Here is a 12,520-nt window from a genome sequence, read left to right as displayed (position 1 = left end):
GCTAAGTCCTGAAAATTAACATTTTTGCCCCCTTGCCAAAACCCAATTAAGGAGTATCTTTGCGCCAATTGAAAAACCCCTATTTTTTGAGCAGCACCGGTGTACATACTCCCTCGGCTTCTATCCTAACAGACTTTAAAGAAATTACCAAGGTACGGCTTGCTGTGAGCGTGGTGTTTTCTTCTATTGCCGGTTATTTTCTTGGCGCCGATAGTGTAGATTTCGTTACAGTTTTCTTATTGGCTATAGGTGGTTATTTTATGGTAGGCGCTTCAAACGCCTACAATCAAATTATTGAGCGTGATCTTGATGCGCTTATGGATCGTACAAAGAAACGACCAATTCCCGATGGGAGAATGTCTGTAAGTACGGCTTTTCTAATAGCGAGTGTATTTACTATTGCCGGGCTTTTTGTTTTGTATATAATAAACCCCAAGACGGCTATGTTCGGGGCGATTAGTATTTTTCTTTATGTAAGTGTTTATACCCCACTTAAAACCAAGACACCTTTATCGGTTTTCGTTGGGGCTATTCCGGGAGCTATCCCATTTATGTTAGGTTGGGTAGCGGCAACAGGAGATTTTAGTATAGAACCGGGAACCTTATTTATGATTCAGTTTTTCTGGCAATTTCCTCATTTTTGGGCGATAGGCTGGTGGCTTTATGACGACTACAAAAAAGGAGGTTTCTTTATGTTGCCTACTGGAAAACGAGATAGAGGAACTGCAATACAAATTATTCTTTATACGGTGTGGACGATTTTGGTTTCCTTAATTCCTGTATTTGGAGTTACTGGAAAACTGTTTCTTTCTCCGGTTGCCGGGGCAATAATTCTACTTCTTGGGCTGGGTATGATGTATTATGCCTTAAAGTTGTATAAAGAGAAAACTGCGCAGGCAGCTAAGAAATTAATGTTTGCAAGCGTATCTTATATTACGCTGCTACAAATCGTATATGTTTTGGACAAATTTTTAAGAGGATGGATTTAACTCAGGGTGGCGACAAGCACAAATACGACCGGGCAAAGAAAATGATGCTCTGGTTTGGGATTATAAGCATGATAATGACCTTTGGCGGTTTAACGAGTGCTTATGTAGTGAGCAAAACAAGACCAGATTGGCTTACAGAATTTGAACTGCCAGGCGCCTTTTTCTGGAGTACACTCGTTATTGTTTTGAGTAGTTTAACATTTATTCTTGCAAAGCAAAGTATTCTATCGGGAAATCGCAGGAATGCCTCGGCGATGTTAATAGGTACACTTGTTTTGGCTATACTTTTCGTAGTATTTCAATTTTATGGGTTTTCAGAAATTATATCTAATGGTTATTATTTCACGGGAAGCGAAAGCAGTATTACTACCTCTTTTATTTATGTATTGGTCTTAGTACATATGGCCCACCTGCTGGCAGGCATAATCACGCTTTTGGTAGTAATTTATAACCATTTTAAACAACGGTATAGAAAAGGTCAAATGCTTGGAATTGAGCTGGGTGCGACTTTTTGGCACTTTGTTGATCTTATGTGGATTTACCTGTTTGTGTTTTTATATTTCTTTAGATAAGAAAAATACGTATTTTTGCGCAATACTTAAAATTTAAATACTCTTCTATGGAAGCTACTGTTGTTAGAACAGGCACCGAAGGTAAAACCTGGGGTGGTGGAAATGAGCCTTTAAAGTCCAGCTATGGCAAAATGATGATGTGGTTCTTCATCGTTTCCGATGCACTTACCTTCTCTGGTTTTCTTGCAGCTTATGGGTTTTCCCGCTTTAAATTTATGGACTCCTGGCCAATTGCCGACGAGGTCTTTAATCACTTCCCATTTTTACACGGCGTAGATGCGCCTATGTACTATGTGGCCTTAATGACTTTTATCCTTATTTTTTCTTCCGTAACTATGGTTTTGGCAGTAGATGCCGGCCACCAGTTAAAGAAAGGAAAAGTAACTTTTTATATGTTTTTAACCATTATAGGTGGTGTTATTTTCCTTGGTTCTCAAGCCTGGGAATGGAAAAATTTTATCAACGGTACTTATGGAGCAGTGTATACCAATGGAGGTAATATTCTTCAATTTGTAGATAACGAAGGCCATAGAGTCGCTCTTGCAGACATTGCAGTTCCGGGAGCATCAGAAAGAGTTGAGCATGAGGCTAAAAATGGAATCTGGTTTGAAAGCGAAAAATCGCTTCCAACTTACTCTATTGAGGAAGTAAAAGCAGGTTTTGCGCAAAATACCGATCTTCTAATTAGAACCCAGATGATGGGTGAAGACGGTGAAAAAACTACGCTTTCCCGCGAAGAGTCTTTAGCTAAATTAGATAGTGAAGCTGCAGGGGTAGTAGAAGGCGCCAACCTTACCCGTAACGAATATGGGCCGCCATTATTTGCTGATTTCTTTTTCTTTATTACCGGTTTTCACGGTTTTCACGTTCTTTCTGGGGTGCTTATCAATATCATTATCTTCTTTAATGTGATTCTTGGTACTTACGAGCGAAGAAAAAGTTACGAGATGGTAGAGAAAGTAGGTCTTTACTGGCACTTTGTAGATTTAGTTTGGGTATTTGTTTTTACATTCTTTTACCTGGTATAATTTCAGAAAATATTAAAAATGGCACACGGTACAGCACATCATCACGAATCTAATACTAAGAGGATATGGATGGTTTTTATAATCCTTTCCATAGTTACACTTGTAGAAGTTGTTTTGGGTATTTTAAAGCCCGCCTTCTTAACAGAAACTTCTTTCTTAAGTATGTCACTCCTTAACTGGATCTTTATAATTCTTACAATATATAAAGCTTATTATATCGCCTGGGCATTTATGCACCTTGAAGGGGAAACAAAAGGCTTGCGTCGCGCTATAGTTTGGACGGCGGTTTTTCTTATAAGTTATCTTATTTTCATCCTTTTAACCGAAGGTGATTATATCTACGAGGTATTCAATACTAACCACGTCGCCTGGGATTTCTAAAAGGCACAAAAGTTAAAAATGTATAGAAAGGCGGTTTTGTTAAACCGTCTTTTTATTTTTGCACCCACTTCTATAGACAGGACTATGAAAAAGTTTTTAGTGCTTTTAGTGCTTTTCGCGTTGCCTATCATTGCCTATATGTTTTTTGCTTCAGGGCAAAATAATTTCGCCAAATTACCTGTATTAACTGAGGATGTTAAAGATGTTTCAGATTTTGAAAGCCTGGATGGTGAATCTATAACTTTAGAAGATAAAATAAGTATTGTTGCTTTCTTCGGAAAAGATCTTGATAATCTAAAGGGGAACACCTTTAACCTGGATCAGAAAATACTTGAAAAGTATTATGAATTCAACGATTTTCAATTTGTAGTGGTGCTTCCGGAAGAAGCTAGAGAGGAAGCTGAAAGATTCAAAAATGAATTTAGCGGTATTTCTAAAACCAGTAAATGGAAATTTATCTTTGGAACTTCAGCCGAAGTGAAAAATGTATTTAAAAGTTTTAAAAGTCCACATCAATTAGAAGACACCTATACGCCTTATGTTTTTATCATTGATAAAGACCTTGACTTGAGAGGACGGTCCGATGATGAAGATTTTGGGAAAGTGTACGGTTATGATTCGCGATCTGTTGCTGAACTTAGTGATAAGATGAATGATGATGTAAAGGTGATTCTTGCTGAATACAGGTTGGCTTTAAAAAAGAATAACGCCGAAAGAAAAAATAATTAGCATGAAAAGAAAATATTCCTATATAGGGCTTTCAATTATCATCCTGATCTTTGGAATAATCATTATTCCAAAGATCGTAGAAACTATTAGTAGTGATGAGATAGTAAAGTCGGATAGACTTAATGTAAAGGGAGCAAAAAAAGAATCTGATGCAGCCTTATCTTATATAGAGATCAATGGCAAAAAGAGAAAAGCTCCAGAATTTGAGTTGATAAATCAAGAGGGTGATACTATTACTAATAAAGATTATTTGGGTAAAGTATATGTGGCCGAATTCTTTTTCACCACCTGTCCCACTATCTGCCCAATAATGAACCAGAACCTGGTGGAAGTACAGGAAGAATTTCAGGATAAAGAAGATTTTGGGATAGCTTCTTTCAGTATAGATCCAAAACACGATACCCCGGAAGTTTTAAAATCTTATGCTAAAAACTATGGTATAGATCATCCACATTGGAATTTATTAACCGGAGAGAAAGATGCTATTTACGGTCTTGCTAATGGTGGTTTTAATATTTACGCAGGAGAAGACAGTGAAGTTCCTGGTGGTTTTGCTCACCAGGGGTTATTTGCACTGGTAGATAAAGAGGGGTATATTAGATCCCGGCAGGATGATTATGGAAATCCCCTTATTTATTACCGTGGCTCGGTAGAGCGAAATAAATCGGTGGTCGAAGGAGAGGAAGAACCACAAATTGATATTTTAATTGAGGATATTAAAAAACTACTGTGAAAACAACGCTAACTAAAACCGATAAGATTGCGGTGCCCGTTATCATCGCTTTATCTGTGCTCGTGCCTATTATAGTGCTTATTCTTATGTACCTGCCAGAGCGGTATAATATTTTTGGCGCTCAAACCGGCACGTTTCCATTTTTTCATGCAGTCTTAAATGGTTCAACAGCCGTTTTGTTAATGCTGGGCTACTTCTTTATGAATATTGAGGAATACAAAATGCATCGAAATGTAATGATTACTGCTTTTGGGCTTTCGGCTATTTTTTTGGTAAGCTATGTGATCTCTAAAATTAGTAACGATCCTGTTCCTTATGGAGGGGAAGGCTTTTTAAGAACAGCATATTTCTTTATTCTAATTACGCACATTGTACTTTCAGCAATTATAGTTCCTTTGGTGCTTTTTACTATGTATAGGGGGTTAACGGGAGAGTATGAGAAGCACGCTAAAATTGCTCGCTGGACATTTCCTATTTGGTTATATGTAGCTGTTACCGGTGTTTTGGTTTATATTTTTATGTGGCCTTATTATTAAAATTTAGTTCATGCTTTGAGCTAAAAAGTCTTAACAAGTGTACCTGCAATTTTAACCACCGATTTTATTAAATTTGTATTCAGAAATTATTGCTATGAAATTCAGGATTTTATTTTTCTTTGCCTTCTTAGTTTTACTTCCGCAATTTGCAGAAGCACAGTGTTCTATGTGTAGAGCAGTTTTGGAAAGTGATACCGATCAAAGCGCAGCAGAAGGTATCAATAACGGAATTCTTTACCTCATGGCTTTTCCTTATCTACTGGTTGGCGGCTTAGGTTATTTCATTTATCGCTCTCGTAAAAAAGCTAAGAAATCTGAATAAGCTTAACATTTCTTAAATATATTCCTTTTTTTCCTGTAACATTTTTTGATTCCCGGAGTCTTATGGGTGACGCTTTTAGATAAAAAGCAAACAACCCGATAATTTCACTGCGATGATAGAAATTAAAGATCTTCACAAATCCTATAAAATGGGTAGTAATTCACTGCACGTTTTAAAAGGAATCAATTTTAGCGTGGCCGAAGGAGAACTCGTTTCTATTATGGGCTCTTCAGGATCTGGGAAATCTACACTTTTGAATATTCTGGGCATGTTAGATGAAGCCGATGAGGGTTCTTATACCTTAGATGGCGTTCCTATTAAAAACTTAAATGAAAAAATAGCTGCCCGTTATCGCAATAAATTTCTGGGATTCATTTTCCAATCCTTCAACCTTATTTCTTATAAAAACGCCCTGGATAATGTGGCACTTCCGCTGTATTATCAAGGAATTAAACGAGGAGAGCGTATAGATAAAGCAATGTCTTATTTGGAAAAAGTTGGTCTCGCCGATTGGGCAGGGCATTTGCCAAATGAGCTTTCCGGAGGGCAAAAGCAAAGGGTAGCCATTGCTAGAGCTCTTGCCAGCGATCCAAAAGTACTTCTAGCCGATGAACCTACCGGTGCTTTAGATTCAAAAACATCTTATGACGTTATGAATCTAATTCAGGAAATTAATGATGAAGGTCGAACCATACTTGTAGTAACTCACGAACCCGATATTGCTGCAATGACAAAGAGAATCGTGAATTTAAAAGACGGTAGGATAATTCAGGATACCCAGGTTAATCAAATAAGAGCTTTGCAAAATGTTTGATTTAGAACGTTGGGAAGAGATTTTTGATACGATTCGTAAGAATAAATTACGAACTTTTTTAACCGGACTTTCGGTAGCTTCGGGCATCTTTATTTTGGTTATCCTTTTAGGAATAGGCCAGGGAATGAGCAATGGTATTTCGCAGGAATTCAAAAGGGACGCCGCAAATATTATGTACGTCTACACCGGTGTTACTTCTAAAGAATACAAAGGTTTGAATCCGGGTAGAAGAATTCAGATGAAAAATGAAGATTTCAACTATGCAGCTTTAAAATATCAAGACGATTTAGAATATAAATCTTCCATTTACCGTATCTGGAACGGGATAGTAAATTACGGGCAGGAATCTGGTTCCTACCGTGTAGAGGGTGTTTACCCTGATTATCAATTTTTGGAAAACAGTGGGATGATTAACGGTAGATTTGTAAACTATAAAGATCATGAAAATTTCGAAAAAGTGTTGGTGATTGGGAATAAGGTACGAAACGATCTTTTTAAAGATTCCAGAGATCCCGTTGGAGCATATGTTCAAATCTCCGGGATAAATTTTAAAGTAATAGGTGTTTATACAGATCCAGGTGGGGAAAGAGAGGAAAGTAGGGTTTTTATGCCTATTTCTACTGCCCAACGAGTGTTTGGAGGAGGGAACAATATTGCGAACATGGCATTTACTCTGGAGCCTCGTGAAAGTTTTGAAGATGCACTTGCTGAATCCAATCAATTTTCAGCAGATATAGAGAATCAACTTAAGGAAACACATACTATCGCCCCAGACGATGAAAGCGCAGTGAGTATTAATAATTCGCTGGAAAATGCCAAGCGGTTCTACGACCTAATGGACATGATTAAATTCTTCTTTTGGGGAGTGGGAATTTGTACCATAATCGCGGGGGTAGTTGGAGTGAGCAATATTATGCTCATTATTGTAAAAGAAAGAACCCGGGAAATAGGTATTCGAAAAGCCCTGGGGGCTGAGCCACTTTCAATAGTAGGAATGGTGCTTCACGAATCTATTTTTGTAACCGCTATTGCCGGTTTTATAGGTTTGATTTCAAGCTTATTGTTACTAGAATTTGTGGGGCCACTTATCGAAACTGATTATATCTCCAATCCAGCTGTAAACTTTAATGTGGCAATTACCACTGTTTTTATTTTAGTAATTGCGGGAGCCATTGCCGGATTTTTCCCAGCCTGGAGGGCTGCGCGAATTAAACCTATTGTAGCACTTAGAGACGAATAATATGTTTAGCAGGGATAAGTGGAGCGAAATAATTGAAGCATTAAGTGCTAACTGGTTTAGAACCTTACTCACCGCTTTTGGCGTTATGTGGGGGATTTTTATTCTGGTTATTTTACTGGCGGCCGGTAAAGGCCTTGAAAACGGCGTGAAACAGGGGTTTGGAGGGATTGCTACCAATACCATGTTTATGTGGACCCAAACTCCTTCAAAGCCTTATAAAGGCCTCCCTAAAGGACGTCGTTATAATTTTAAAACCGGAGATGTAGAAGCACTACGAGAAAATGTACCTGGCCTTCGGTTTATTTCTCCGCGTAATCAGTTAGGCGGTTTTGGCGGAAATAACAACGTGGTTCGTGGCTTGCAGACCGGGGCATTTAATGTCTATGGAGATTATCCCGAAATAATCCAGCAGGAACCTATGGATGTTACTTCCGGAAGGTTTATCAATTACCTGGATATAGAACAAAAGCGAAAAGTTGCCATTATTGGAGATGGGGTTAGGAGAGAACTCTATGATAAAGATGAAGAAGTTATAGGAACCTATCTTAAAATAAACGGGGTCAATTTTATGGTAATTGGCACCTATAAGAAAAAAGGTGGTGGAGGTGGAAATTCCGAAGAAGCTCAAAAAGAGATTTATGTTCCGTTTACTGCATTTTCGCAGGCGTTTAATATGGGAGATACTGTAGGATGGATGGCAATCACCGCTAACGATGAAAATTCTATAACGAGTCTTAAATCTAGTGTTTTGGACTTAATTAAAAGCCGTCATTCCATTCATCCGGATGACGATCGCGCCGTTGGTAATTTTGATCTATACGAAGAATTCAACAAGATAAACGGGCTGTTCGTAGCTTTAAAAGCCGTGGCTTATTTTGTGGGAATTCTGGTCTTGCTTTCCGGTATTATTGGCATTAGTAATATTATGCTGATTGTTGTAAAAGAGCGAACTAACGAAATTGGCGTAAGACGTGCCCTTGGCGCAACACCCTGGTCTATTAGAGGTCAAATTTTAATGGAGTCTATTTTTCTAACCATTATTTCAGGAATGGCCGGGATTATTTTCGCTACGGGAATAATCGCCGCAATCAATTATGCATTAAGCGGGATGGATACTTCAGAAATGATGTTTGCTAACCCAAGCGTAGATTTGGGGGTAGTGCTTACTGCATTGGCAATTTTAGTTTGTTCAGGGCTTCTAGCAGGACTTATTCCTGCACAAAATGCGATTAAAATAAAACCTGTGGACGCTCTTAGGACCGAATAAAAAGAAAAGAATAAAGAAGATAAATACAATCAAAATAAAATGAAAAAAACAGTTACCATCTCAATTTTAGTATTGATCGTCGTAGTTTTTGTTGGGGCATTATACTATTTGTTTCAAAAAAACCAGGAGGATCCTACAGTTTATGAAACCGAGCAGGCTTCCATAGAAACCATCATCAAAAAAACGGTGGCTACGGGCAATATTGTTCCAAAAGAGGAAGTACTCATCAAGCCTAATATTTCAGGAATTATAGATGAAATATATATTGAAGCCGGGGAAAAAGTTAAGGCTGGAGATCTTATTGCGAAAATTAGGGTAATTCCGAATGTGAATTCCTTGCAAAGCGCTAAAGATGCAGTAGCTACCGCTAAAATCAATTTAGAAAACGAGAAGAAAACTTTTGATAGACAAAAATCTTTGTTTGAAAAAGGAGTGATCTCTCAAAATGATTTTGATAATGCTGAAGCCAATTATAAAAGAATGCAGCAAAATTTTAGATCTGCAGAACAAAATTTTGAGATTGTACAAACTGGAACTACTAGCGGAATTGGAAGCGCAGCAAACACGCTAATTAGATCTACCGTAGATGGGATGGTACTGGATGTGCCAGTGCGTGTTGGTAACCAGGTGATAGAAAGTAACAATTTTAATGACGGTACTACTTTAGCTACTCTGGCTGATGTTAATGAAATGATTTTTGAAGGAAAAGTAGACGAAAGTGAAGTGGGGAAAATTAAGGAAGATTTGCCGCTGGAAGTAACCGTTGGTGCCATAGAAAATAAAACGTTTAATGCGGTTTTAGATTATATCGCTCCCAAAGGAGTAGATGAAAATGGAGCGATTCAGTTTGAAATAAAAGGAACTTTAGATAAGGCCGACACCACCTTTATCCGTGCCGGCTTAAGTGCCAACGCTTCAATTATTTTAGATCGTGCAGACGAAGTTTTAGCAATTAAAGAAGCCTTGGTTCAGTTTGATCCTCAAAGTCAGGAGCCTTTTGTGGAAATTCAAACCGGAGATCAAAAATTTGAAAGAAGAGATTTAGAATTAGGAATTAGCGATGGCATTCAGGTAGAAGTGAAAAATGGGATTTCTAAAGACGATAAGATCAAGGTTTGGAACAAAGTAAAACCAGGTCCTGAATTTGCCGGTAGGTAGATTTTTAAATCAAAATGTAACAAGTTTAGAATTTCACAGACTCATCAACTACAATTCCGATTATGAAAAAATACAGCTTATTAATCCTGTTTTTATTTTCCGCTTTATTTACAAAAGCTCAGGAAGGCAAAAAATGGACACTCCAGGAGTGTGTTAATTATGCCCTGGAAAATAATATTTCAGTAAAACAAAGTGAACTCGATGTAGAGTTGGCAGAGTTAGGTAGAAGAGATGCCATTGGTAATTTTCTTCCAAACGTAAACGCTTCCGCAACCAACTCCTGGAACACGGGTCTTACCCAAAACGTAACCACCGGTATTTTACAAACGCAAACCACCAGAAACTTTTCTGCAGGGGTTACCGCAAGTCTTAATGTTTTTGACGGACTTAGGAATTTCAAGCAATTGCAACGCGCTAAAATATCTGAACTAGCCAGCCAATACGCATTGGATAGGATGAAGGATGATATTACGTTATTTGTAGCCGATTCTTATTTACAGGTGCTATTTAATAAACAAAACCTGGAAGTTCTTAAAATGCAAAATGAAGTTACCAAAGAACAAATGGAAAGAACAAGGGAGCTTGTAGAAGCTGGTTCTTTGCCTCAAGGTGATCTTCTGGAGATTGAAGCGACAAATGCAGATGAGCGTCAGCGAATAATTGTAGCTCAAAATAATATTAGGATTTCACTTATTAGTTTAGCCCAAACCTTGCTTATAAAAGATTACGAGAATTTTGATATTGTAGAAAGAGACTACAGTATTTTTGGAACCGAAATTCTTGATAATTCGGTAGATGATATTGTAGCGCAGGCGAAAGAAGAGCGTTCAGAAATTAAAATTGCTGAAGCTAATAGTGAACTTGCTCAAAAAGATGTAGAAATAGCCAAAGGAGCTTATTATCCTAGTGTAGGGGCTTTCTTCAACTATAATACAAGGGAATCTGGCCAGGGTAGAATTGTAGGCGCAGAAATAGATCCTAATGACCCTACCAGAGAAATTGGGGTTGTTGAAAGTACAGGTGATATTGTAGTAACACCAAACACTATTACAACCCTAGGAAGCCCACTTCCGTTTTTCGAACAATTACAGCGAAATGATGGTATTACTTATGGGGTGCAGGTTAGCGTTCCAATCTTTAATGGGTTAGCTACCAGAATCCAGGTTCGAAGAAGCCAGGTAAATGCCAAACGTGCTGAGTTCGAATTGGAACAGGCTGAACTGGATCTTGAAGCAAATGTATATCAGGCCTATGTAGATGCAGAAGGAGCTTTTGAGGCTTATGAAGCCGCACTGGTTGCAGCTAACGCACAGGAGCAGGCCTTTGATTATTCTACCCAGCGTTTTGATGTAGGAATTTCTAATGCTTTTGAATTTAGCCAGGCAAAACTAAGGTATGAAAATGCTCAAAGTGAAGTGCTTCGTACCAAATACGATTATATTTTTAAACTAAAAGTTCTGGAACTTTATTTTGGAATACCGGTGACCGATCTTAAATTTTAAACTATGAAAAAAAAGACTCTATTTATAATTATCGGAATTGCTCTTGCACTTATTGTACTATTGGTTGTAGGTAAAAAGGCCGGTTGGTTTGGAAAATCTGGTAATTTTAAAGAAGTAGAAATAACCAAAATTGAACCTATAGATATTATAGAAACCGTTTCGGCTACAGGAAAGATTCAACCAGAAATCGAAGTAAAATTATCTTCAGAAGTTTCTGGAGAAATAATAGAACTTCCAATTGTAGAAGGACAGGCAGTAGAAAAAGGAGATTTATTGGTTAGAGTAAATCCAGATATTTATCAATCTAATGTAAACAGAGCTCAGGCAGGATTGGAAACCTCAAGAGCTAACTATTCTCAATCTCAGGCAAGTTTAAAGCAAGCAGAAGCAAACTATAATAGAAATAAAAGCCTTTTTGAAAAAGGAGTTATTTCTAAAGCAGAGTGGGATAGAATTGTTTCTGAATATGAGGTGGCGCAGGCCAATAAAGAATCGGCTTACTACAATATGCAAAGTACCGCAGCTACCGTAAAAGAAGCAACCGATAATCTTGGAAGAACCAATATTTACGCTCCTATGAGCGGAACAATTTCAAAGCTTGATGCAGAACTTGGTGAACGTGTAGTCGGAACCCAACAAATGGCTGGTACCGAAATTTTACGAGTTGCCAATCTTACCAATATGGAAGTTGAAGTAGATGTAAACGAAAATGATATTGTAAAGGTTGAAGTTGGAGATTCTACAATTGTTGAAGTAGATGCTTATTTAGGTAAAGAATTTGAAGGAATTGTTACTGAAATATCTAACTCGGCTGATGCTGCACTAACCACAGATCAAGTAACAAACTTTAAGGTGAAAGTTCGTATTTTAGAGGAATCTTATACCGACCTTATTGAAGGAAAGGACGAAAATTATTCGCCTTTTAGACCTGGAATGACGGCTACAGTAGATATTATTACCAATAGAAAAAATAAAATAATTGGTGTTCCAATTAGTGCTATTGTGATTAAAAATGATACCACTGCTGGTAAAAATTCTAATGAAAAATACGAGGCCGTATTTTTAAAGGATGGGGAAGAAGCCCAACTTAGAAAAGTTACAACTGGAATTCAGGATGATAGTAATATTGAAATTACCGAAGGTTTAACTGAAGGTGAAACAGTAATTACCGGCCCGTACAATACGGTAACTAAAAGCCTGAAAGAAGGGGATAAGGTTGAAGTAAATAATGGGGAATCAAAATCATAAA

At 37.7% G+C, this 12,520-nt stretch carries 14 protein-coding genes; all 14 read left to right on the top strand.

Annotated elements, in window-relative coordinates; genetic code table 11:
• The first annotated feature begins 86 nt into the window (after nucleotides 1-86).
• The 14 genes from cyoE (at nucleotide 87) to FG27_RS07280 (ending at nucleotide 12,519) form a co-directional block, all read left to right on the top strand.
• Nucleotides 87-989: a heme o synthase gene (cyoE, locus tag FG27_RS07345; RefSeq protein WP_037322032.1), complete on the top strand. Its 903-nt coding sequence runs from the start codon at nucleotides 87-89 to the stop codon at nucleotides 987-989.
• On the top strand, nucleotides 980-1,561 hold the full coding sequence (locus tag FG27_RS07340; protein ID WP_037317465.1) for a cytochrome c oxidase subunit 3: 582 nt from the start codon (nucleotides 980-982) through the stop codon (nucleotides 1,559-1,561). Before cyoE ends, FG27_RS07340 begins: the two co-directional genes overlap by 10 nt.
• Nucleotides 1,562-1,608: 47 nt before the next feature.
• A complete protein-coding gene (locus FG27_RS07335; RefSeq protein ID WP_037317463.1) occupies nucleotides 1,609-2,589 on the top strand; it encodes a cytochrome c oxidase subunit 3 in 981 nt (326 codons plus the stop codon).
• An 18-nt stretch (nucleotides 2,590-2,607) separates the two neighbouring features.
• The gene (locus FG27_RS07330; RefSeq protein WP_037317461.1) at nucleotides 2,608-2,970 is read left to right on the top strand and encodes a cytochrome C oxidase subunit IV family protein; all 363 of its coding nucleotides are present in this window, start codon (nucleotides 2,608-2,610) and stop codon (nucleotides 2,968-2,970) included.
• Nucleotides 2,971-3,054: 84 nt separating this feature from the next.
• Nucleotides 3,055-3,699, top strand: coding sequence for a hypothetical protein (locus FG27_RS07325; RefSeq protein ID WP_037317460.1), 645 nt, complete (start codon nucleotides 3,055-3,057; stop codon nucleotides 3,697-3,699).
• A gap of 1 nt (nucleotide 3,700) precedes the next feature.
• The gene (locus FG27_RS07320; RefSeq protein ID WP_037317456.1) at nucleotides 3,701-4,432 is read left to right on the top strand and encodes an SCO family protein; all 732 of its coding nucleotides are present in this window, start codon (nucleotides 3,701-3,703) and stop codon (nucleotides 4,430-4,432) included.
• Nucleotides 4,429-4,968 carry a DUF420 domain-containing protein gene (locus tag FG27_RS07315; protein ID WP_037317453.1) on the top strand — a complete coding sequence of 180 codons (540 nt, stop codon included), beginning with the start codon at nucleotides 4,429-4,431 and terminating at the stop codon, nucleotides 4,966-4,968. The genes FG27_RS07320 and FG27_RS07315 overlap by 4 nt, the downstream gene beginning before the upstream one ends.
• A 94-nt stretch (nucleotides 4,969-5,062) precedes the next feature.
• On the top strand, nucleotides 5,063-5,290 hold the full coding sequence (locus tag FG27_RS07310; RefSeq protein WP_037322031.1) for an LPXTG cell wall anchor domain-containing protein: 228 nt from the start codon (nucleotides 5,063-5,065) through the stop codon (nucleotides 5,288-5,290).
• Nucleotides 5,291-5,402: 112 nt separating this feature from the next.
• Complete coding sequence (locus FG27_RS07305) at nucleotides 5,403-6,104, top strand: ABC transporter ATP-binding protein (protein WP_037317450.1); 702 nt, start codon at nucleotides 5,403-5,405, stop codon at nucleotides 6,102-6,104.
• Nucleotides 6,097-7,344 (top strand): ABC transporter permease, encoded by a 1,248-nt coding sequence (locus FG27_RS07300; protein WP_037317447.1) that lies wholly within the window; start codon nucleotides 6,097-6,099, stop codon nucleotides 7,342-7,344. The genes FG27_RS07305 and FG27_RS07300 overlap by 8 nt, the downstream gene beginning before the upstream one ends.
• 1 nt (nucleotide 7,345) lies before the next feature.
• A complete protein-coding gene (locus tag FG27_RS07295; RefSeq protein WP_037317444.1) occupies nucleotides 7,346-8,611 on the top strand; it encodes an ABC transporter permease in 1,266 nt (421 codons plus the stop codon).
• A 39-nt stretch (nucleotides 8,612-8,650) separates the two neighbouring features.
• A complete protein-coding gene (locus tag FG27_RS07290; protein WP_037317441.1) occupies nucleotides 8,651-9,769 on the top strand; it encodes an efflux RND transporter periplasmic adaptor subunit in 1,119 nt (372 codons plus the stop codon).
• A gap of 62 nt (nucleotides 9,770-9,831) precedes the next feature.
• On the top strand, nucleotides 9,832-11,271 hold the full coding sequence (locus tag FG27_RS07285) for a TolC family protein (protein ID WP_037317438.1): 1,440 nt from the start codon (nucleotides 9,832-9,834) through the stop codon (nucleotides 11,269-11,271).
• Between the two features lie 3 nt (nucleotides 11,272-11,274).
• A complete protein-coding gene (locus FG27_RS07280) occupies nucleotides 11,275-12,519 on the top strand; it encodes an efflux RND transporter periplasmic adaptor subunit (RefSeq protein ID WP_037317435.1) in 1,245 nt (414 codons plus the stop codon).
• The last annotated feature ends 1 nt before the right edge of the window (nucleotide 12,520 follow it).

This window comes from Salegentibacter sp. Hel_I_6 (assembly GCF_000745315.1).
Lineage (GTDB): Bacteria > Bacteroidota > Bacteroidia > Flavobacteriales > Flavobacteriaceae > Salegentibacter.
This window is presented reverse-complemented; position numbering and strand designations above follow the sequence as displayed.

Coding starts and splice junctions, on each gene's coding strand:
- FG27_RS07295 (WP_037317444.1), top strand. CDS start 7,346: ATGTTTAGCAGGGATAAGTGGAGCGAAATAATTGAAGCATTAAGTGCT.
- FG27_RS07305 (WP_037317450.1), top strand. CDS start 5,403: ATGATAGAAATTAAAGATCTTCACAAATCCTATAAAATGGGTAGTAAT.
- FG27_RS07340 (WP_037317465.1), top strand. CDS start 980: ATGGATTTAACTCAGGGTGGCGACAAGCACAAATACGACCGGGCAAAG.
- FG27_RS07285 (WP_037317438.1), top strand. CDS start 9,832: ATGAAAAAATACAGCTTATTAATCCTGTTTTTATTTTCCGCTTTATTT.
- FG27_RS07330 (WP_037317461.1), top strand. CDS start 2,608: ATGGCACACGGTACAGCACATCATCACGAATCTAATACTAAGAGGATA.
- FG27_RS07300 (WP_037317447.1), top strand. CDS start 6,097: ATGTTTGATTTAGAACGTTGGGAAGAGATTTTTGATACGATTCGTAAG.
- FG27_RS07335 (WP_037317463.1), top strand. CDS start 1,609: ATGGAAGCTACTGTTGTTAGAACAGGCACCGAAGGTAAAACCTGGGGT.
- FG27_RS07325 (WP_037317460.1), top strand. CDS start 3,055: ATGAAAAAGTTTTTAGTGCTTTTAGTGCTTTTCGCGTTGCCTATCATT.
- FG27_RS07280 (WP_037317435.1), top strand. CDS start 11,275: ATGAAAAAAAAGACTCTATTTATAATTATCGGAATTGCTCTTGCACTT.
- FG27_RS07320 (WP_037317456.1), top strand. CDS start 3,701: ATGAAAAGAAAATATTCCTATATAGGGCTTTCAATTATCATCCTGATC.
- FG27_RS07310 (WP_037322031.1), top strand. CDS start 5,063: ATGAAATTCAGGATTTTATTTTTCTTTGCCTTCTTAGTTTTACTTCCG.
- FG27_RS07290 (WP_037317441.1), top strand. CDS start 8,651: ATGAAAAAAACAGTTACCATCTCAATTTTAGTATTGATCGTCGTAGTT.